Annotated in this window: 19 protein-coding genes; 8 read left to right on the top strand and 11 right to left on the bottom strand. The window is 69.5% G+C overall.

The window, feature by feature from the left end; genetic code table 11:
- The first annotated feature begins 28 nt into the window (after nucleotides 1-28).
- Complete coding sequence (locus tag AC07BS_RS29580; RefSeq protein WP_478935048.1) at nucleotides 29-1924, top strand: trypsin-like serine peptidase; 1896 nt, start codon at nucleotides 29-31, stop codon at nucleotides 1922-1924.
- Between the two features lie 312 nt (nucleotides 1925-2236).
- On the opposite strand, the gene AC07BS_RS29575 is transcribed toward AC07BS_RS29580, so the two are convergent.
- Both AC07BS_RS29575 and AC07BS_RS29570 read right to left on the bottom strand, forming a co-directional pair.
- Nucleotides 2237-3634, bottom strand: coding sequence for a replication-relaxation family protein (locus AC07BS_RS29575; protein WP_478935047.1), 1398 nt, complete (start codon nucleotides 3632-3634; stop codon nucleotides 2237-2239).
- Nucleotides 3635-4223: 589 nt separating this feature from the next.
- Complete coding sequence (locus AC07BS_RS29570; RefSeq protein ID WP_478935046.1) at nucleotides 4224-4514, bottom strand: hypothetical protein; 291 nt, start codon at nucleotides 4512-4514, stop codon at nucleotides 4224-4226.
- Nucleotides 4515-5125: 611 nt separating this feature from the next.
- Between AC07BS_RS29570 and AC07BS_RS29565 the strand changes: the two genes are divergently transcribed.
- Nucleotides 5126-5302 (top strand): hypothetical protein, encoded by a 177-nt coding sequence (locus tag AC07BS_RS29565; RefSeq protein ID WP_478935045.1) that lies wholly within the window; start codon nucleotides 5126-5128, stop codon nucleotides 5300-5302.
- An 11-nt stretch (nucleotides 5303-5313) separates the two neighbouring features.
- On the top strand, nucleotides 5314-6018 hold the full coding sequence (locus tag AC07BS_RS29560) for a hypothetical protein (RefSeq protein WP_478935044.1): 705 nt from the start codon (nucleotides 5314-5316) through the stop codon (nucleotides 6016-6018).
- Nucleotides 6019-6093: 75 nt separating this feature from the next.
- Here the strand turns inward: AC07BS_RS29560 and AC07BS_RS29555 are convergent, their stop codons facing one another.
- The 5 genes from AC07BS_RS29555 to AC07BS_RS29535 all read right to left on the bottom strand — a co-directional run bounded on the left by AC07BS_RS29555 (nucleotide 6094) and on the right by AC07BS_RS29535 (nucleotide 11643).
- A complete protein-coding gene (locus tag AC07BS_RS29555; protein WP_478935043.1) occupies nucleotides 6094-6945 on the bottom strand; it encodes an SDR family oxidoreductase in 852 nt (283 codons plus the stop codon).
- Nucleotides 6946-7148: 203 nt separating this feature from the next.
- On the bottom strand, nucleotides 7149-7613 hold the full coding sequence (locus tag AC07BS_RS29550; RefSeq protein WP_478935042.1) for a GNAT family N-acetyltransferase: 465 nt from the start codon (nucleotides 7611-7613) through the stop codon (nucleotides 7149-7151).
- A 44-nt stretch (nucleotides 7614-7657) separates the two neighbouring features.
- Entirely contained in the window at nucleotides 7658-8980 is a 1323-nt protein-coding gene (locus AC07BS_RS29545; RefSeq protein ID WP_478935041.1) for a UDP-glucose dehydrogenase family protein, read from the bottom strand.
- Between the two features lie 99 nt (nucleotides 8981-9079).
- Nucleotides 9080-10324 (bottom strand): SIR2 family protein, encoded by a 1245-nt coding sequence (locus AC07BS_RS29540; protein ID WP_478935040.1) that lies wholly within the window; start codon nucleotides 10322-10324, stop codon nucleotides 9080-9082.
- Nucleotides 10303-11643, bottom strand: coding sequence for an aminotransferase class III-fold pyridoxal phosphate-dependent enzyme (locus tag AC07BS_RS29535; RefSeq protein WP_478935039.1), 1341 nt, complete (start codon nucleotides 11641-11643; stop codon nucleotides 10303-10305). Before AC07BS_RS29535 ends, AC07BS_RS29540 begins: the two co-directional genes overlap by 22 nt.
- A 375-nt stretch (nucleotides 11644-12018) precedes the next feature.
- Here AC07BS_RS29535 and AC07BS_RS29530 point away from each other — a divergent pair, with 375 nt between their 5' ends.
- The gene (locus AC07BS_RS29530; RefSeq protein WP_478935038.1) at nucleotides 12019-13266 is read left to right on the top strand and encodes an XRE family transcriptional regulator; all 1248 of its coding nucleotides are present in this window, start codon (nucleotides 12019-12021) and stop codon (nucleotides 13264-13266) included.
- 50 nt (nucleotides 13267-13316) lie between these two features.
- Here AC07BS_RS29530 and AC07BS_RS29525 read toward each other — a convergent pair whose 3' ends face one another.
- The 4 genes from AC07BS_RS29525 to AC07BS_RS29510 are packed head-to-tail and all read right to left on the bottom strand — an operon-like array spanning nucleotide 13317 to nucleotide 15061.
- The gene (locus AC07BS_RS29525; RefSeq protein ID WP_478935037.1) at nucleotides 13317-14282 is read right to left on the bottom strand and encodes a transcriptional regulator; all 966 of its coding nucleotides are present in this window, start codon (nucleotides 14280-14282) and stop codon (nucleotides 13317-13319) included.
- A 49-nt stretch (nucleotides 14283-14331) separates the two neighbouring features.
- A complete protein-coding gene (locus AC07BS_RS29520) occupies nucleotides 14332-14526 on the bottom strand; it encodes a hypothetical protein (RefSeq protein ID WP_478935036.1) in 195 nt (64 codons plus the stop codon).
- A complete protein-coding gene (locus AC07BS_RS29515) occupies nucleotides 14523-14753 on the bottom strand; it encodes a hypothetical protein (protein ID WP_478935035.1) in 231 nt (76 codons plus the stop codon). Before AC07BS_RS29515 ends, AC07BS_RS29520 begins: the two co-directional genes overlap by 4 nt.
- Nucleotides 14750-15061: a hypothetical protein gene (locus AC07BS_RS29510; RefSeq protein ID WP_478935034.1), complete on the bottom strand. Its 312-nt coding sequence runs from the start codon at nucleotides 15059-15061 to the stop codon at nucleotides 14750-14752. Before AC07BS_RS29510 ends, AC07BS_RS29515 begins: the two co-directional genes overlap by 4 nt.
- Nucleotides 15062-15278: 217 nt before the next feature.
- Here AC07BS_RS29510 and AC07BS_RS29505 point away from each other — a divergent pair, with 217 nt between their 5' ends.
- The 4 genes from AC07BS_RS29505 (at nucleotide 15279) to AC07BS_RS29490 (ending at nucleotide 19925) form a co-directional block, all read left to right on the top strand.
- Entirely contained in the window at nucleotides 15279-16538 is a 1260-nt protein-coding gene (locus AC07BS_RS29505) for a hypothetical protein (RefSeq protein WP_478935033.1), read from the top strand.
- A complete protein-coding gene (locus tag AC07BS_RS29500) occupies nucleotides 16531-17085 on the top strand; it encodes an N-acetyltransferase family protein (protein WP_478935032.1) in 555 nt (184 codons plus the stop codon). The genes AC07BS_RS29505 and AC07BS_RS29500 overlap by 8 nt, the downstream gene beginning before the upstream one ends.
- Nucleotides 17086-17493: 408 nt before the next feature.
- The gene (locus AC07BS_RS29495) at nucleotides 17494-18762 is read left to right on the top strand and encodes a ParA family protein (RefSeq protein ID WP_478935031.1); all 1269 of its coding nucleotides are present in this window, start codon (nucleotides 17494-17496) and stop codon (nucleotides 18760-18762) included.
- A gap of 125 nt (nucleotides 18763-18887) precedes the next feature.
- A complete protein-coding gene (locus AC07BS_RS29490) occupies nucleotides 18888-19925 on the top strand; it encodes a ParB/RepB/Spo0J family partition protein (RefSeq protein ID WP_478935030.1) in 1038 nt (345 codons plus the stop codon).
- The last annotated feature ends 92 nt before the right edge of the window (nucleotides 19926-20017 follow it).

Genomic DNA, 20017 nt, shown 5'->3' with positions numbered 1-20017 from the left:
CAGCCTCCCCAGCAAGGCGCCGGCCCCCGTGCAGAGCGGGCCGTCAAGCTCTGCCTCGCAGGCCCCCGCCCAATCGCTGGCACCGGCACCGCAGTCGCCCACGCCCTCGGAAAAACGACCAGAAAACGCCCTAGCCGGCGAGCTCGATGAATTTTGGACGCCGGAGAGAATGGCCCAGGCGAAACCCACGACGGAGCAGGAAGCCCGGGACGCGAAGATCCCGCCAGCGAAGCGGGAACTGATCCAGTCTCCCTCCAAGCCTTTCGAGGGAATCCCTCAGGTGGGTACCTTCTACTACGAGACACAAGGTCCCGACGCCAAAGACGGCTACCGATTCTGCGCAGGAACTGTCGTGCCGTCACCAGGGAAGAACATCGTCGCCACCGCCGCACACTGCTTCGACTCGGATGACCGGAAGCGGAGACTGGTCTTCGTTCCGAAGCACAGCGCCAAAGACCCCAAGCCGTTCGGAGTGTTCCCGATTAATGTCGGCGATGTGTTCATGTACCCCGAGTACCTGATCTACGGAGCTGACAAGGCAACCGGTCTGGACTACGCCTTCCTCAAGACGCAACCCCGCTCCGACGGCAAGAAACTCGAGGAGGTCGTCGGCGCTATCCCGCTTGCTCTCAACTCCGGCTTCAACCACACCGACACCACGGTGATCGGCTACCCCTACCTCCCGGGCGGCGACAAGTACAAGCCCACACAAAATCCGCTCACATGCACTACACCCATGCGGAAGTTCGAAACAGGCGATCAAGATGGGGTGACTGGAGGGACCTTCTCCGAAGTCCACTGCGACGGCTACGTTGGCGGCACCAGCGGGGGACCGTTCCTCATACCCAGAGGCGATGGAAACCACCTCGCACTCGCAGGGGTACTCGGAGGCTGGAAGACAGGCGGCTCTTCCCCCGACATCTCGTACGCCTCCTACTTCGACGATGACGTCCAGAGACTCCTCGACGCAGCCATCGCCGGCACACAGCTCCCCTCTCCCGTACTCCCCCCGGCCTCCACCTGGACACACGCAAAAGACATCGCCAACGGCTACTTCACACCCAGCGCAGCCGGCAAGGACCGCATGGACATGTTCGTCATGTGGTCCGACGGCGAACTGACTATCTACCGTGGCGCCGGAAAAGGCCGCTACTTCGACAAAGAATTCACCGTCCAAAAAAAGAATCAATTCTGGGCAGATCATGCCACTCAAGTCTTCGCAGGCGACTTCACCGGAAACAACAACTCCGACATCGTTGTGCGCTGGAGTGACGGCGAACTTACCCTCTACCCAGACGTCGACGAAAAGGGATTCCATGGCGAGCAGAAGCTGGCAGACCCTGGAATCTGGAAGTATGCCGAAGCGGTAACCGCCGGACGCTTCGGTGGAAACAACTGGACCGACGACATCGTCGTCCGCTGGAAAGACGGTGAGCTGACCCTCTTCCAAAACACTGGAAAGTCGCTCGGAAAAGAAATCCAGGTCGTCGATCCGAACAAGCCGGAAGCCGCCACCTGGAAGTACGCAACAGAAATCGGGTCCGGCGACTACACCGGAAACGACACCTGGGATCTCACCGTACGCTGGTCCGATGGAGAGCTGACAAACTATCAAGACTTCACCGGAGATAAGACCTGGAACGAACACAAATGGCAAGACCGTAACACAACATGGACGCACGCCATCCTCGTGACCGGCGGTGACTTCAACGACAATAACCACCCCGACGACACCGTCGTGCGCTGGTCCGATGGAGAGCTCACCCTCTACACCGACGGCAACGCCTCAAGCATCGGCCGAGAAAACAAACTCGTCGACCCGAAGAAAATCGCACACCTCAACGCTTGGCTCACACAGCATGGAGGCCTTCAGCGCATCGCCAAGGCACCTGACCACGCTCCCGCCAAGCCGAGCCGTAAATAAGCTGCGGCTGCTACAAGCAGTCTGAAGAGGCCCGCCACTATATGGTGGCGGGCCTCGCTGCATGGTGACGTCCACCCCGGCGCCGGTGAGGGCTGGGGTGAGCAGGTCGGCGAAGGTGAATCCGGAGCCAGGCCGCCGAGGTCTGGGCGCGAGCGAGGTCCTCGGCGAACGCGCGCTCGGCAGGAGTCGGCTCCCAGGCGCGGGCCGTGTACTGCGCGAGCAGCGCGGTCACGTCAGCAGTCGTCATGCCCGGGCCAACGACCGGGTCGAGCGCAGGGAACGGGCCAGAGGGTCGCCTTCGGATTGCCCGGGTCAGGTGCGGAAGCGGGACAGCCAGCCGCCGGACTTCTGCGCGGCCTGCTCCGCCTCCGCTTCCTGGCGCCGCCGCTCGTGCTCCTGGCGCTCGCGCTCGTCGGCTTCGGCCTCCTTCTCGGCCACGATGGTCCGGCTCTGGCATGCGTCGCACAGGTGCGGGTGGGATGCGCGGGGCTGGCTCCAGGCCCGGGAGTCGATCGCCTTCCACCGCTCGTCGGTGAACTTCTGCCCGCAGTCCGCACACACGGGACGCCGGGCCTCCCGCTCCGCAGCCTCCTTCTCCGCGCGGCGCCGTTCCTCCGCTCGGGCGGCATCCCGGCGTCGGGCGAGGGCGGCGTCCCGGCGGGGGTTGCCGATCGCCTCCAGCAGCGGCTGACGGCCCTCGCGGCCGAAGCGCCAGAACGCGGGCCCGGCCGGACCGTGCTCGCGCAGCCATTCCAGCGTGGTCGCCACGACCGGGATGCGGCCGTCGTAGGAGTGGAAGCCGTCCTCTCGGTACAGGGCGCCTTGCCAGTGCTGGCGGGTGAGTGCGGCGACCTTCTTCATCTGGCCGGTGGCGGGGCGCGGGCCGACCTGGTGGAAGACGAGCAGGACCGGCGGGTGCACGCGTTCGTACGGCTCCGACTCGGGTGCGGACCAGCGGGTGCGCCACAGGGGCTTGTCGATGCCGTCGGTGTCCGTCTCCTTCCGCCGGAAGAACCGGGCGTACTTGTCGAACTTCGCGGCGATGAGGGCGGCGTCCTCGAAGCAGTTGTCGGCCTCGATGAACAGCAGCGGCACCCCTGCCTCCGGCGCGGTCAGGACGATGTCGGCGCGAGCGCTGCCCAGGCCGGGGTTCTTCCAGGTGCCCTTCGCCGGGAGCGCGACCTCGGTGAAGTAGGAGGCGATGGTGCCGACGCCGTCCGGGGCGTCGACAACGCCCTGGGCGGCGGCGAGCGCTTCGGCCGGCTCTCCCGCGACCAGGGAGAGGCTCGGCTTGGGGCGGATCATCGCGATGACCGTCTCGTTCACCGTCATCGGGTGTGAAGCCCCGGAGCGGCCCACGCCCTTGGGTATGCCGCCCATCTCTTCCGGCGCGCGGTCCAGCTCCACCGCGGCGGCGGCCAGCCCGGCCGGAGTGAGGATGCGGACCTCCTCCCCGTCCCGGGTACGGCCGCCGCCCAGGACCAGGCCGTGCCGTCGCAGGTCGTTCGCCGCGCCGCGGTGGGAGGCGGTGCGCGCTTCCTTCCGCCTGGCCGCCGTCGGCTTGAGGGTATGCCGGAAGGCCAGGTGCGGGGAGGACAGCCGCTGGATCTGGTCGGCGGTGGCGACCTTCAGCACCCCGAGCACGCGGAGCACATCGGCCCGCAGGTCGTTGGTCGATCCCGCCTCGTTCGCCTTGCGCTTGCCCGCCATCAGATCCGCCCTCCCGACGTCCGCGCGGCCGGGCGCCGGCCCCTGGACCCGATGATCTCCTCCACCACTGACATTCCCTTCAGGTCCAGGAGGAGAGAAGAGGGTTGTGACGATCCGGCGCAGCCCCGGAAAACCGTGGTGGCCAGGGGAAATGCGGGCCTGGTGGGTGCCGGGCACGGAAGTGGCATCGACAGGGGGAACGCAAGCGCCGGCAGCAGGGGCTCGCCAGGGCCTGTCCAACGCCGGGCGCGGTGTGTGTGGCCGGGGCGGGCGGCAACATCGCGGCGGCGTGCGCAGCTCCAGGGTCTGGGACGAGCGCGGCGCTGGGCAGGGGCGGTGGGATCGGGTGCGGGCACGGTGGTCCTCGCTCTCTCCCGGGCGGAGCCCGGGGTAGGTGGCTGTTCGTTCGTCCCGCGCGCTTCCGGCACGTGCGGGACGGGCGCCACCCTGCGGGATCACCCCTTGACCACGGTCTGTTCACCCCTGCTAGCGCTGTCCGTTATGCCCCTTGACCACCCCTTGCACGGCCGGTTTGTCCGTGACCGAGAACATCCCGGTCGGGTGCGGAGGGTTCCGTAGCCCGCCGTCTTCACCGGGCGGGGCGGGTGCTGGACGGGGAGGAACCCAGCCGCCAGTCCGAGGGCTTGCGGGAGCGAAACGTCTCCCCGGCCTCGATCGCGGCCTTGTTCCGTGCGAACGCCAGCTCGGCCGCCGACATCCGGCGAGGCGCGCAGCCCGGGTGCCCCCAGCCCTCGGTCACCTTCGTGATGACCTCACCCTTGCCGTAGCCCTTGGAGCAGGCCGGGCAGGTGCCCGGGTACGCGGCGCGGACCGCACCACGCGGCAGCGGCACCGCCTTCTTCGCCGCGGCCTTCTTCACGGCCGGCTTGCCGCGCGACTTCTTCGCCGCCTGCGCCCTCTTGCTGCCTCACCCTTCGCCCTACCGGACTGCTTCTTCTTCGGCTGCTGCCCGCCCGCCGCCCTAGCGGCCTTGTTTGCCGGAGTCTGACCCACGGGCGGAGCGTAGAGCCGCCGTACGGCGACGGCCGCGCGCCACGACACCGAACCCGGCATCGTGTTGGTGCGCACTCAAGTGCGCACCAACACGATGCGCGGCGCACGATGCACCGCACTCCCCCACCGGCAATGCGCACCCGGTGCGGCGCACTCCCCCGGTGCGCACCATGCGGTGCACTCCCTCCAGACGGTGCACCGACCGGCGCCGGAGTGCGCGACACCCTCCCGCACCGGTTGACACAGAGTCACAATGTGCGGTCCGGGCGCGGGAGGGAGAACTCTCCCCTTGGTGCACTGCATCGCGCACGCATAACGGGGCAATGCGGGCGGCTAGCGAGGGTTGTCAAGGGGATTCACCCGCACTGACGACCCTGGTCAAGGGGTGCGCACCGGGTGCGCCGCACTCTGGTCAAGGGGTAAGGACTGACCGCATCAGCCCGCGCATCGTCACTCTACGTGCACACATTCCGGGTGGTGCGCACCGTGCACCGCATCGTGATGCGCACCGGTGCGGTGGCGGGAGTGCACCGCATCGCCGGTGCGCGCACCGGCGCGCAGAGTGCGGTGCATCGCGGTGCGCACCGCACTGTCCAGCCCACCTGGGCGGGCGTCATCATGGTGATCATCGTCCGCGAGCGCAGGACGGGATGAGACCGGAGTGGGTGAGGGAGCTGGCCTCCGAGAAGAAGCCAGGACTGGAGCAGCACGCCGACACGGTGGTCCTCGCCGCGTGCGCCCTGGCTGATACGGCGGTCCCGGGCGGGTGGAGTCCGGGGGCGGTGGAGGACGTGGCGACGGCCCTGGAGGTCCTGGCCGGTGCCCTGGCCCAGCGCGATCCGGAGAGCGCGGAGATCCTCGCTCTCATCCCCACCGCCGTCGCCGCGCTGCGCGAGCGCGCGGAACAACAGGTCCAGTCCCCGGCGTCCGGCGGGCGAGCGGTGCGCGGCGGGCCGGGGGCGACGACGGAGCTGCGGCGGGCCTTGAGCGTGCACCGCGTTACCGGGCGGGTCTACCAGCTCGGGGCCGCGCTCATCACGGTCACCCTGGAGGCCGCCGACGCCCAGGCCCTCGCCGTCCTGCTCGCCCAACCCGACAATCAGCACCCGCACGCCTCGGCGCGGGAAGCCGAGTGGGGCGCCGGGCCGGCGGCCACCGAGGCCGCCGCCCTCGGCGACGCGCTCACCGCATACGGCCCGAGCACCTACGCCCGCACCCTGGACTCCGGACACGTCACCGCCGGCATGAGCCCCGAAGCCGCGCAGCAAGTCGCCGCCGCCCTGACCGCCAAGGAGGCAAGCCGGAAGGGACGCCGCCGCGGGCTCGGCCACGGCTGGAAGGGTCTTGGAGCCGTCACCCGCCCTCGGTAGACGACGGGGCTCCGCCCGGGCAGGGCCTCCTGGTCGCCCGATGAACGTACCGTGCGCAGGTCCTGCGGCCTCGGCTTATGGGCCGACGGGCTGGGCGGTCACGCCGGTGGCCATGCAGAACAGCCGAGCACCGCGCAGTGTTGTGGTCAGCCTCCGCTGGGTCGCCCGGCTGTCGAGGCGCACGTCGAGAGCGCCAGGAAGGGTGCTGTGGGCCCGTAGGCCCTCGGGCAGCCGGGAGGCGTCGAGACCGTCACGCCGGGCGATGAGGGTGCCGAGCTCGTGCCGGCTCACCGCGTCGGGTCCTGCGAGATGGTGGATGCCGGGCGCGTCGTTCGACGCCAGCTCCAGCAGGGCGGCGGCCAGGTCGGCGACGTGGACAGGGCAGCGAATGTCGTCGGTGAACAGGACGCCGCTGCGGGTGCCGGCGACGAGCTCGTGCACCGCCTGCTCATGTACGGACCCCCCGTCCCCAACGATCAGCGACGTGCGGGCGATGACTGCCTCCGGATACACCGCGAGGACTCCGGTCTCCGCGGCCGCCTTCGCTGCTCCGTAGGGGGTGACGGGGTCGGGGAGGCAGGTCTCGTCGTAGTGGACCCGGGCACCGGAGAACACGGCATCGCTGGAGACATGGACCAGTCGGCTTCCGTGCTGCGCCGCGGCCTTCGCGAGCTGGACAGGCCCCAGTGCCGTCACTGCCCAGTCGGCCCTGCGGCTCGCGGTGTTGATGACGACTTGCGGGCGGATCTCGGCCATGACGGCGTCGAGGCCGCCCGTGTCCCGCAGATCAAGGGGGCACCACACGGCCTGGGAGAGGCCTCCGGGCCTGGTCGCGTACGTCGCGGCCGTGGAGTGTCCGGCGGCTGTCGCCTGCCGGACCAGCTCGGCTCCCAGGAAGCCGCTGCCACCGATGATCAGCACTCTCATGCGCGACACGGTAGACCGGACCCGCTGGTGGAGGGCCGGTTCTACCTCCTGCGTCGTCCATGCTGGTGAACAGTCCGCTTGCCGCACCAGGGCTGACGGCGACGGCCGTAACCGTCCGCGTTTCCAGTCCGGCCCGGCTGACCGTCGAGTTCCGGCCGGGCTGGTGACCACTGCCCGGGCCGGAGCACGCTCCTCCGCCGCTGTTAGATCTGGGGCCGCCAGGCGTAGCGGACGTCGGGCTCTTGTTCGTCGTTGCGCTGCCCGTCCGTTCGCTCGACCTCGACGAAGCCGTGCCGTTCATAGAACCGTCGCGCCGATCGGTTGACCTGGAACGTCCACAGCGCCAGCCCGTCGGGCTGCCGTTGCTTGGCCAGGGCCATGAACCGGTCGCCCAGCCCTCGCCCGCGCCAGGCTGGATCGAGGTAGAGCTGTTTCAGCTCCGCGTCGTGAAGCACCATGAGGCCCACCACCGCCGTGTTCCCGGTGACCGCTACCCAGGTCTCGTACTGCGGCACGAGGACCTGCGAGAACCAGCTCCGTACCGCGGTGGCGTCGTGGGCGCAGCGCACAGACGGCAGTGCGGCGGTGAAGGAGCGCAGCCACACGTCGGCCGCGCCGAGCGCGTCGGCGTCGCCGGCACGACGGAGCATCACGTCATCGCTGCTCACAGATGACCCCCAGCCTTTCCAATCGCCACCCCCGAGGGTTCCGGTTACTTGCCGGGTCGGCCGAGCTGGTGGACGGCCCAGCCCGCGGCGCGCCAGGGTTCGGGGTCGAGGGTGGTGCGGCAGTCGACGAGCAGGGGGGTGGCGGGGCGGTCCACGAGGGTGTGCGGGTCGGCCTGCTGGTAGTCGGGCCATTCGGTGGCCAGGACGACGAGGTCGGCGTCGTCGAGGGAGGCGGGGAGGTCGTTGGTGTAGTCGAACTGGGGGTTGCGTGCCATGGCCGTGGCGACGGCCTGCGGGTCGTGCACGGTGACGGTGCCGCCGGCCTGCTGGAGCGCGTGGGCCAGGGCCAGGGCCGGGCTCTCGCGGACGTCGTTGGTGCCGGGCTTGAACGCCGCGCCCCACACGGTGACCCGGGCGCCCTCGACGGGGCGGTCCCCCAGGACGCGGGTGACGAGGTCCATGGCGACGTCGGTGCGTGCCTCGTTGATCTCTTCGGCGGCGCGCAGGAGGGTGGCGGCCTGGTCGGCGCCGAGCTGCCTGGCGCTGGCGGTGAAGGCGCGGACGTCCTTGGGGAGGCAGCCGCCGCCGTAGCCGATGCCGGGCCGCATCCCGCCGCTGCCGATGCGGGGGTCGATGCCGAGGATCTCCACGATCTGGGCGATGTCGCCGCCGGCGGCCTGGCACATGTCGGCGACGGCGTTGATGTAGGAGATCTTCAGGCCGAGGAAGGTGTTGGCCGCCCCTTTGGCGAGTTCGGCAGTCTGCGGGTCGGTGACGAAGATGGGGACGCCGGCGTCGAGGATGGGAGCGTAGACGGCGCGGATCGCCTTCTCCGCCTCGGCGGTGGTGAGGCCGGCGATGATGCGGTCCGGGCGCAGGGTGTCCTGGACGGCGTGTCCCTCGCGGAGGAACTCCGGGTTCCAGACGACGTCGACGCTTTCGGCGGCGGGGGCCAGGCGCTGGGCGAGGGTGGTGACCTGGCGGGTGGTGCCGACGGTGACGGTGGACTTCCCGACGATCGTGCACGGCCGGTTGAGGTGGGGGGCGAGCTGGCGGATGGCGCCGTAGACCTGGCCGGTGTCGTAGGAGCGGCCGTCGGCGTCGATGGGGGTGCCCACGCCGATGAAGTGAAGGTCGGCGAATTCCGCGGCCTCGCGGATGCTGGTGGTGAAGCGCAGGCGCCCGCTCGCGGTGTGGCGGGCGAGCAGTTCAGGAAGGCCGGTCTCGTAGATGGGGCATTCGCCAGCGTTGAGTCGGTCGACCTTGGCCTGGTCAATGTCCACGCCGATGACCTCGTGGCCGATGTCGGCCATCGCCGCTGCGTGCGGGATGCCGAGGTGACCACAGCCGATGACGGAAACACGCATTGCAGGTCTCCTTGTCTGTCGAGGGGGGCACACCGTGCTGGGTGTGCCCCGCCGACGCTATCGATGCGGGAGCAGAGCCGGGAGCGAACGGAATTTCGCTCAGACGTTCACGTTGAGGAGCTTGGTCAGGTGGAGCAGGGCGGGGGTGGCCTCGGAGCGGACCACGACGTCGCCGTCCCGGGCGCCCTCGATGAGGTACGGCTTGTGGACGCCGTTCTCGGTGACGCCTTCGGTGTCGAGGTAGAAGACCTTCAGGCCGCGCTCGCGGGCACGGGCCTGGACCTCGCGCCGGTCAGCGTGCAGACCGATGACGAGCAGGGCCTTGGCGCTGTCGGGGAACGGCATGTGCGGGGTGCGCTGGTCGTAGCGGCGCATGAACGCCTCCTGGAGCCCGGCGCGGGCGAAGAGTCGGTCAAAGTTGTGCGTGGCCACTGGGCCGACCATGTGCCCGGCGTCGTGGAGAGCTTTCAGGGCGCGGTGCCCGCTGGTCGGTTCGGTGACGAACAAGGCGCGGAACATGGACACCATGTCGTCGACCTTGCGGACCGTGTCCGTCAGGAACTCCTTGACCAGGACGTCGGAGGCCGGGGCGAGGGTGAAGGCGTAGCCCTGGGTGAGGTCGTTGCCCGCGCGGGCGGTGACCCGGTAGACCTCGTGCAGCCAGTGCAGCGGCGGGATGCCGGCCTCGATGCTCATGCCGCAGCCGGCTTCCACGACGAACGGCAGATGCTCCAGCAGACCGGCCAGGTCGTCGGCGTAGGCCGGGTCGCCGCGCTGTTCCTTGACCCGCATGCCGCCGGCCAGCACGTCCCAGGGCAGGTTCCGTACGGCCCGCGCGATGCTGTAGTCCTCGGAGCGGATCGTGACGTCGACCGACGTGAACCCCGCGGGGGTGTCCCGGCTGGCCCGCTCGTCCTGCGGGTGGATGGTGTGCTCGGCGATCGTGGCGTGCAGGTCGCCGCGGCGCCAGGAGTCGTCCTCGTCGCCGGTGGGCTTCCACCGGCCGTCGGTGAGCCACTTCTCCACCTCGCGCCGGTGGCCGGCGATCTCGTTGGCCGGGGCCAGCCACGACACGTACAGGTAGAGCTCTTCCAGCACCAGGCGTTCCATCGGCTGGGTCCGGTCCAGGCCGTAGTGGAGGCGGTAGTGCACGACGCGGCGCCGGCCGGACTCGTCCTCCTTCCATCCGGACTGCTCGGCGTTGGCCGGGTCCTGGGTGCGCCTCCAGATGCCCTCCTCGATGGCCGGGCGACGCTGTCCACCGGCCTCTCGGGAGAAATGCGCGTTCCACACTCGGATCTGATCGGGGGTGAGGGAGTCGATCACGGGGTGGGGCAGGAACACGATGGTCCTCCTTGATTCATCGGGTCCAGGGCGGTCACCGCGTCGCAGAGCGTCGCGGCCAGGAAGTTGATGTCCTCGTCCGTCGAGGTCAGCGGCGGGGCGACGACCAGGCCCTCGCTCCTCGGGTGGCCGGCCCCGGTGAACGGGTAGAAGAAGACGCCGCGCTGCTCGGCCTCCTCCATCAGGGGCCAGAGCAGTCCGGGCTCGAGTTCCACCCCGTACAGGTGGCCGAGACCTCGGACGTCCCGCACGGCAGCCAGGTCGGTCAGGGGGCGCAGGAGCGTCCCAAGGCGTTCTCCGCGCGCCTGGAGGGCGCCTGTGTCTATGGATTCCAGCTCGTCCAGGACACCGAGGCAGGCCGCTGCCTGGAGGGGGTGGGCGGCCATGGTGCCCATCGCGGGCAGAGGGTCCGCGTCCTGGCGCCGGAGCAGCGGGGCGATCTCGGGGGACACCAGGACCGCTCCCACCGGGGTGTAGCCGGCGCCCAGGCCCTTGGACAGGATGCACAGATCGGGTGCCGCACCGTCCCAGTGGTCGCTGGCCAGGGGGGTGCCGGTGCGCCACAGCCCGGTCAGGACCTCGTCGTGGATCACGAGCACGTCCCGTTCCCGGCAGATCTCCGACACGCGCCGGAGGTATCCGTTGGGCGGCAAGTACGCGCCGCCGGTGGTGCCGTTGACGGGTTCCAGCAGGACGGCGGCGACGTTCTCCGCACCGCGGCTGTCGATCGCCTTCGCCACCTCGTCGGCGCACGAGGCATCGCACGCACGCTCCGGCTGACCGTGGTCGTGGGTCGGCGGGTAGGGCGCGGGGAAGGCCGGGCCGAGGCCGAGCCCGTCCTCTGGGCGGGGCCTTCGGGCGTGGTTGCCAGCGAGCGCGAGGGTGAGCGCGCTGTTCCCGTGGTAGCTCAGGCTGGACGTCAGGATGTCCCCGCGCCGCTTTCCGCTGCGGACACGGGCGATGTTCCGTGCCAGCCCTATGGCGACCTCCACGCCGAGCGTTCCGCAGGTGACCAGCGCGACGGAGTCCTGCGGACGTCCCACGGCCCGGCACAGGCGGTCCATCAGCTCCAGCTGGATGCGGGGCCGCACGACGGCGGCGCCCCCGAACGAGGAACGGGGGAACTGCGCCTCGATGCGGGAGAAGACCTTGCGGCTTCCCTGGCCCACGTTGACGCAGAGGAGTCCGCTCGATCCGTCGAAGATCCGGCGGCCGTCAGCGCAGTGGAGCCAGGGGCCGCTCGCCGCCACGACATCGAAGTCCGGTAAGGGCCGGGATGACGTCAGCAGCCGTTCGCGACGGGGCAAGTGCTGATCCACGAAAGAAGTCCCTTCTCGGGTGCCCACTGGGCAGGTGGGAAGTGCGTGGTAGTCGGTCACGAACAGACATCCGGGCCTGTGGCGCTCCGGTCCGTTGCCCGTCGGCGGTCTGCGCAGCATCACCATCCCGGCCCGGCGTGCCGGGAAGAAGCCGCAAGCAGGGTGCTTCTCGGGTGCGGTCAAGAGCACCCGAGGAGCACCCTCGATGGCCATTCCGCAGAGCCTCATATCCCGGCTACCGTCGATACGTTCGGCCCCAGCGCGGCAAGCGGGAGGGGATCCGGGATGCATCTGCTGGCACGGGCACGAACCGCGCGGGGCTGGAAGCCTCCAGAACTCGCCCGGCAAATCTGCGATCTCGGCAAAGAACGCCGCGTGCACGTAGCCACCGGCAAGGACGGCGTCTACCGGTGGGAAAGCGGTCGTAAGCCGGACCTGCCCACCCAGTACCTGATCGCCGAACTGCTGGGCGTCCCCGCCGATGCGGTCCTGCAGTTCCCCTGGCCGCGCTGGCTCGCCTTAGACCCGCTCCAACGGCCCACCAACCACAGCTGGGACGCACCCGGCGCCATCCAGGCACTCGACGAAGTGTCCGGGAGGGAGATCAGCGAAATGCAGCGACGGCACTTCACCCAGCTCACCGGGGTCGCCCTGACGGCCTCTTTGTGGGCGTGGCTGACCGCCGACCCCGCGGCGGCCGGCCAGATCACCCAGGGACGCCGCCTGGGCGAGGCCGCTGTCGCCCACATCGAAGACCGCGTCCGGCAACTGCGGCACGCCGACGATGTCGATGGTGGCGGCCAGCTTCTGACGGAGACCGCCTCAAGCCAGCAGATGCTCGTGCACCTGCTGAAGAACCGCACGTACAGCGACGTACACGGCGCCCGCCTTCACGCCGCCGCGGCCGACCTGACCCGCATGCACGCCTGGGCAATCTTCGATCTGAAGGACACCTGCGCCGACGCCCTGTTCAACTCCGCCCTGCACTCCGCCCACGCGAGCGGAGATCCCGCCCTCGGCAGCCACATCCTGGCGTTCTGGTCCATCGCCGCCAACAACTCCGGCCGCGCCGCCGACGCCGAGGCGATGACCGCCGCCGCCCTGTCCGCCTCCCGAGGCCGCAGCACCCGCCGCGTCGAGGCGATGCTCCTCTCCCGCCGGGCCCGCGCCCGCGCCCACCAGCACAACGCCGACGCCCTCACCGACCTCGACCGCGCCGCCGACCTCCTGGCCACCGCCGACCGGCACGCCGGCGACGATCCCGAATGGGTCGGCTGGTTCGACAGGTCCGAACTGCTGGGCGCCCAGGCATCCACCCACCTCGACCTCGGCGAGCCCGCCCGCGCCGAGAACCTGTTCAGCCAGACCGCCGCGCTCTTCCCCGCCGACCGCATCCGCACCCAGTCACTCTTCCTCGCCCGGCAGGCCGACGCCCAATGGCGCCAGGACGACCCCGAACGCGCCTGCGCAACCGCGCACCGCGCCCTCGACCTCACCGAGGAAATCAGCTCCCACCGCGCCGCCGGCCCCCTGCGCGACCTCGCCACCAGCATGCGCAGCCACACCGCCATCCCGGCCGTCCGAGACCTCCGCGAACGCATCCACACCACATTGGTCGCCTAGCCACAGACCGCACGAACGCCCGCTCCTTCGCTGGAGCGGGCGTTCGTTTGTCACGCGGGCGGGGCGTCCCACGTGGCGAGGACTTCGGCGACTTCCGGCACGCGGCAGTGGTGCCGCAGGGCCGCGAGGACCACGTCGCCGCGCTCGGCCGCGCGCGTCGACGGCACCGAGGCGGCCATGGCGAACATGCGGTTCGCCATAACAGCCGCCTCCTCCAGCTCGTTCGCGTCCAGGAGCGCCGTGACCAACCACGACGTGTACAGGGCGTACTCGCGAACGTGGGTCGGGTCGTATCCGCTCAGCACGCGGCGCAGGAGCGGGACGGCCCGCCAGGGTCGGTGGAGCTGAGTGGCCACCCGCGCCTCCATGACCTCCTGCTCGGGGACGTCCACCCAGTACAGCCACAGCCGGTCGGCAGCCTCATCGGGGTCGGCGTCGGTGATCTGCTCCATCGCCTCCCCCATCGCCCGCAAGGCACCCTGGTCGTCCCCGGCCAGTGCGCTTGTCCAGGCCAGCCGGGCCGCCGTGAGCGACCGCGCCACGAGCGGGGTATCGGTGCCAGCCGCTGCCTCGGCGGCGCGTACGAGATTCAGGCCGCGGCGGGGGGTGCCGGTGTTCGCTGCCCAGTAGCCCCAGGAGCCGAGCAGGTGGGCGGCCAGGGCGCCGTCCTCAGCCTGGCGGGCAGCAGATACGCCGAGGCGGAAGAGCGGCTCGGGGGCCACCCGGCCGCCGGTGTCGGTCGCCCCCCAGCCTGCGAGCTGTGCCATCTCGGCGACAGCGACCAGCAGACGCTGCCAAACCGGTTCGGTGTGGGAGGTCTCGTTGAAGAGGTTCACCGCGCGCCGCAGCTCGCGCACGCACGGCTCCACCAGGTCGCCTCCGGCGAGCACGTCGTCGGCCAGGCGCAGGCCGTGCACGCGCCGCAGAAGCGCCTCCGCATCGTCCAGCCCGACCCGGCGGCCGGCATGGGTGCCGCAGGGGCCAAGAGGTTCGCCGGTCACCGGAGGTTCAGGCATCACAGACATAGATACCCCTTCACAAGCGGCTAGGGGAGAGGCCGGGCAGTCAGTCCGCCAGCGCGGAGTCCGGCACGGCCACCGGCGCCGGATCGGCGCCAGCATCGTCGAGCGGCACGCCGCCGTGACCGTTCAGGATCACGGCGACGGGAACACCGAAGGCGACGGCGAGCAGCGCCAGGCAGGCCCTGGCAGGGTGCGCGGTATCGATGGCGTCGTCGTCGCGGGCATGCCGGGTGCTCACCGTTTCGCCGCCGTGATCCGGTCCACGGGGACGGTCCATTCCCGTCCGCCATGCTCGGGGGCCAGCCAGGCCCGTGTCACCATGCGCGACCGTCCGCCAGGGCCCTCGACCTGCTCGGGAGCGATCGCGCGCAGAACCCCGGTGCGGTCGGTGGTGGTGTCCACGACCAGGCGGCCGAGTAACGGGTGCTCCTGATGTCCGAGTCCGAGATCCTGGCGGGCGCTCACTGGGCACCGCCTTCCCGGCGGGCGATTTCGGCGGCCTCGCGTTCCTCGGTCTCCTTCAGCAGCGCGTCCCGCCGCCTGTCGATCGCCTGCCCCAGCTGGAGGTGCAGCAGCTCGACCTGGCCAGGGGTGAGGACCAGGACGGTCTCGGCGCTCGTGCCGTCGCGGAAGCGGACCCGTACGGGCAGGGTGGCCTGTGCGGCGCCGTGGTCGTAGACGAGGTCTCTCTTCAGCGGCTCGGCGTGGGAGACGAACACCGGGGTCCGGGTAGGCGCCGGATTGATGGTCTGGGGAGAGGTGGTCGGGCTCATCGGAGGTTCCTCTGTATAGGCATGGCGACTTCGACAGGGAGGCGGCGAACCGCCGGCCACATCCCCAGGGATGGCGGCCCGCCGCGCATGTGGGAGTCAACCGCCGGTTCCAACCGCAGGGTCAGGAAGAAGGCGCGCCTACTTCTCGATGACGATCAGGAAGTTTTGACCTTCTCGTGACCTCGACCGTCCACCCGTTCCTCGCTACGTTCGACAAGTGGGAGAGAACGCGATCCTCCGGAAACGCATGGCCGACCTCGGCCTGACCAGGCCCGAGTTAGCGCGCGAGATGAACCTGGTGCTCAAGCGCCTCACGGGCAGGCACGGCACCTACTCCGAGCGCACGATCCACGACCTGCTCACCCGCACCCGGACACCGCGGTCGAGAACCACGCTCGCGCTCGAAACGGTCTTCGACTGCCCCATAGCGGACCTCGGCTTCGTGCCGCCGGCCCGGCACCACCAGCAGCACCCGGAGGACGCCGTGAAGCGTCGCACCTTCTTCGTCGCCGCCCCCATAGCCGCCGCAGCCACTGCAGGCGTCATCCCACCACGCCCCAAGAGCAGCCCGCACCGGATCGGCACCGCCGACGTCGAGCGCCTAGAGCAACTCCACGACCAGGCCATCGACACCGACGACCATTCCGGCGGCACCGAAGCTACCGAGCACCGCTGCGCCGCCCTCGCCGAGAAGGCCCTGCAGATGCAGCAGCGGGGCAGTGCCAGCGGCCGGGTCCGCTCCCGGCTCTACGCGCTGGCCGCTTCCCTTACCGACTCGGCGATGTGGGCCGCCATCGACGGCCGTCGCACCGACGCCGCCCAGGCCCACCTCCACCACGCCGTCACCCTCGCCTCGCTCGCCGGCGACCAGGCCGTGCAGATCCGCGTGTGGGGGCACGCCGCCGCCCTGTACCGGCAGATGGGCCGCTACACCGACTCCACCGCCGCAGCCGAAGCCGCCCGCGCCGTCCCGCTCTGCCGAACCGATCCGTTCTACGCCTCGATGACCCGGGCCCGGCTCTCCCTCCACCAGGCCCACACAGGCAGCCGCGCCGACGTCCTGCGCAGCCTCGACCAGGCCCGCAAAAACCTCTCCCGCGCCGACGCGGGCGAACAACGGCCCCGCTGGACCCGGTTCTACGACAGCGCCGAGATCGAACTGCTCGCCCTCCAAGCCCACACGGAGATGGGCCGCTGGCAGGAAGCCGAAACCCGCGCACACCACGCGCTCGCGCTGCAGCGCCCCAGCATGGTCCGCAACAGGGCCCTGACCACCGCCTACCTGGCGGGCGCACAGCTCCAGCAAGGCGAGGTGGGACTCGCGGTCGCCACGGCGAAGTCGGTGCCCGCCACCGCCGTGCACGGGAGGGTCGAGCACCTGCTGGGCACCTTCACCACCCGCCTCATCGCCACCGCCCCGTCCAGCTCCCACGCCCAAGAGTGGACCGCCTCCCGGAAGGACATCCTGAGTGCCTGACATCGAGTTCAGCCGCAGCCACGACGTGGACGAAGTCCGCCAGACGATCCTCGACCTCCATGTGGAAGTCCGCGGGGACTTCGGGCTCCTCGACCGCCCGTTCAACACGGTCGAGCGGTTCGACGAGCGGCTGCTTGCCTACGCCAAGCGGCCCGGGTGGGAGACCGTCGTCGCCCGCACGCCCGGCGGGGAGCCGGTGGGCTTCTGCTTCGGCACCCCGCTCGCACCCATCACCGGCTGGTGGTCCTCGATGCTCACCCCGCTCCCCGACGGCTACACCACCGAGACCGGCAGCCGCACCCTGGCATTCCAGGAGATCTGCGTCCGCGCCCCCTGGAGAGGCCACGGCGTGGCCAAGCAGCTCCACGACGAACTGCTCGCCGGACACGCAGAGGAACGCGTCACGCTGCTGGTGAACCCGGCGGCCGGCGACGGAAAACTCAAGGCCGTCTACGAGAGCTGGGGGTACAAGGAGATCGGCAGGCAGCAACCGTTCGAGGACTCGCCAAAGTTCTCCGTGATGATCCGCCCACTCCGGCACAGCTGACGCCGCGCAGACGGCACGAGGGGGCTACGGACATGGTGCGCACCGAGCGGACGACCGAACGTGATGCGGGTGTCATCGGACGGCACGTCTTCGCCGCGAGCACCGGCGCGGCGCTGACCACATCCGTCTGGAAGGTACGCGGCTCCCCCGCCCCCGACCTGGCCACCTCCCATACGACCGGGCGCGAAACTGCGCCGGTTCTGCACCTGCTCGCGTGTCGCATACGCGACCGCCCCTCGGCCGCATGTCACTGGCGCAGCTGCGCTGCCCGTGTGGCTTGAGTTGGAGGAGGTCTCGGGCAGGTCGGCGTGAGGCCGTTCGGGCGCCTGAAGCCTTTACCGCGGTAAAGGGTACTTTCCTAACGCGTCATGACCTTGAGTCGATCTGAACGTTAGTAAGCTGCCCTCCATGAGTTCTCCAGCCACCCCAAACGACCGCGAAAAGGTCGTATCTAAACTGCCGGGACAGCTCTGGCAGCAGATGAAGGTCCGAACCGCACAGCACAGCGTTGAGATCCAGACCGCCGTGGAGAACGGCATCGCCGCCTGGATGGGCCTAGCCTCCACCCCTAAGACTGTCGACACCTCTGGTGCGGAGACGTTCTCCACCTTCCTCCCGAACGGACAGTGGGAGGCCTTCCGGCAGACGGCTTCGGACAGAGGCGTCTCACTGACCCAGGGGCTGGCCCAGTCCGTGCAGCTGTGGCTGGAGACCAACCCTGCGCCCACGGTTGCGCGCGCCAAGCACCCGCGTCGGCTCGTTATCTGCAACCAGAAGGGCGGCGTCGGCAAGACCGCGGTCACCGCTGGGGTCGGTGCGGCGCTGGCCGAAGACACCGAAGCCCTGCTTCCGGTACGGATCTCCAAGCACCTTGCCTCTCTCCTGAAACAGGACCAGGCGGAAGGTTTCCAAGACCCGTTCCAAGATCCGTTGGACATAGAAGAACTGCCCGGGCTTGGCCTCCGGATTCTGCTGGTCGACTTCGACCCCCAGCGGCACCTCACCAGGCAGCTGGGACAGGACGAAATCCCCATGTCCCCGGACGTCGACAGCCTCTCCAAGCACATGACGGGTGAGGCGAGAAGCGACATCCGCGACCTGATCGTGCCTATCGAAGATCCGCGGTACGGCGGTCGCCTCGACCTGCTGCCAGGCTGCCAGGATGGCTTCCTGCTGGATGTGGCCCTGTCGAAGGTACGGTTCCGGGAGGCCGCTCTCGAACGCGCTCTGGCCCCGCTCGAGCCGCACTACGACGCCATCATCATCGACTGCCCGCCCAGCCTCGGACTGAGCATGGACGCAGGCATCTACTACGGGCGGCGGCGGGAGGACGAGACACCCGGAAGGTCCGGCCCGTTGATCGTGGTGCAGGCCGAAGACAGCAGCGCGGACGCCTATGACCTTCTCGTCGCCCAGATCGAGGACCTCCGAGACGACATGGGTGTGGAGATCGACTACCTGGGCATCGTGGTCAATCTGTACGATCCGCGCCGCGGCTTCATCGCCACCTCATCTCTCGAAGCATGGTTCGACATCAAGGACCCAAAGGTCGTCGCCGTTATTGGCGACCTCACCGACCAGAGGAAGGCCGTCCGCGTCAAGCAGCCGTTGCTGTCCTTCGCCCCTCGCGGAGAGCAGGCCGCGACCATGCGCGCACTGGCCCGGGAGCTTTCATGAGCCGAGTAGCTGACCAGCTGGGAACCGGCGCTTCCTTCGCACGAGCACGCGGTGGCGTCAGTGCACGCCGTCAGGCAGTGGCCAGCACCACTGGAGCCCCTACGACCGGGGCTCCAGACAGCCGCTTGCGGACCCTGCCGCTCACGCAGCTCGTACCGACCCGCTTCAACCCACGCCGCAAGTTCGGCACCGAAGAAGAGCTGCGGGACTTCGGGCTGAAGCTGAAGAAGAAGCAGCTGCAGCCAGCTGTCGCAGTCACTCGCGAGGCGTACCTCAAGCTGTGGCCAGAGGAGGCGGAGGCCCTCGGCACCGTGCCCTACGTCATCGCCAATGGGGAACGGCGCTGGCGGGCGTCTCATGCGGCCAGCCTCTTGACGCTCGATGTGGTCGTCGACGACGAGGTCGCGAAGTCACGTGCCGACTTCCTGGATGCGGTGCTCTCGGAGAACAACGACCGAGAAGACCTCGACCCCATCGAACGCGCCCTCGGTATCCAGACGATGGTCGAAGAGCTGGACGGCAAGGCGAAGGTCGCTGAGTACTACGGGAAGTCGGGCGGCTGGGTCACACAGCAGATGTACTTGCTGGATCTGGCCCCGGATCTCCAGGACTTGGTAAGCGCCGGCCAGCTCCCTGTTCGCGAAACGCGAGCCCTGGTCAAGCTGCCGCTCGACGAGCAGGTAGCAGCATGGAAGGCTCGGTGCGTCGAACGAGAGCAGGAGAAAACTCAGCCGCGGCCATCGAGACAAAGAAAGAGGACGCAGCCGCAGCCGAGCCCGGACGGCGCGGACTCCGGTAAGTCCAACGGCGCAGGCAGCTTTACCGCGGTAAAGAAGCCGGAACAGCTGTCAGGGCCCCAGCAGACTGCAGGGCAGGGGCCGGAGGGTACCCTGCCGTCCGGGGTACCGGCGCAGACGGCAGGATCATCAGAAACCAGTCCTGCCCAGCAACCGGTCTCCAAGGGCAGCAATGACGGGGAAGGTAACGGGGCCCCGGAGAGCTCAGAAGCCTCCTCCCTGCAGGACCCCATCCTGATCCCTTCCTGCTCTCCGACAGAGATCGTCGACGCGCTGGCCGAGAGGCTATCGGCCGAGCAGCTCACTGCAGTCGCGGAGATACTGCTGGACCGTGTCGCCTCGGCCGCTTCCACAGTGCCAGCCTGACCGGGGGCAGAACCCCCTGAATCGGCAAAGGCCCTGTTCCTGGAAGGCTCCAGGAACAGGGCCTTTGTTTACCTCGTTAGGTCCTTCCTGAT

Source organism: Streptomyces sp. NPDC044063 (assembly GCF_056434285.1).
The sequence above is the reverse complement of the archived record's forward strand: the minus strand, read 5'-3'. Positions and strand labels throughout refer to the sequence as shown.

Bases quoted from the DNA above. Each gene is read 5' to 3' on its own strand.
- AC07BS_RS29575 (WP_478935047.1), bottom strand. From the start codon at position 3,634: ATGGCGGGCAAGCGCAAGGCGAACGAGGCGGGATCGACCAACGACCTG.
- AC07BS_RS29555 (WP_478935043.1), bottom strand. From the start codon at position 6,945: ATGAGAGTGCTGATCATCGGTGGCAGCGGCTTCCTGGGAGCCGAGCTG.
- AC07BS_RS29545 (WP_478935041.1), bottom strand. From the start codon at position 8,980: ATGCGTGTTTCCGTCATCGGCTGTGGTCACCTCGGCATCCCGCACGCA.
- AC07BS_RS29525 (WP_478935037.1), bottom strand. From the start codon at position 14,282: ATGCCTGAACCTCCGGTGACCGGCGAACCTCTTGGCCCCTGCGGCACC.
- AC07BS_RS29510 (WP_478935034.1), bottom strand. From the start codon at position 15,061: ATGAGCCCGACCACCTCTCCCCAGACCATCAATCCGGCGCCTACCCGG.
- AC07BS_RS29495 (WP_478935031.1), top strand. From the start codon at position 17,494: ATGAGTTCTCCAGCCACCCCAAACGACCGCGAAAAGGTCGTATCTAAA.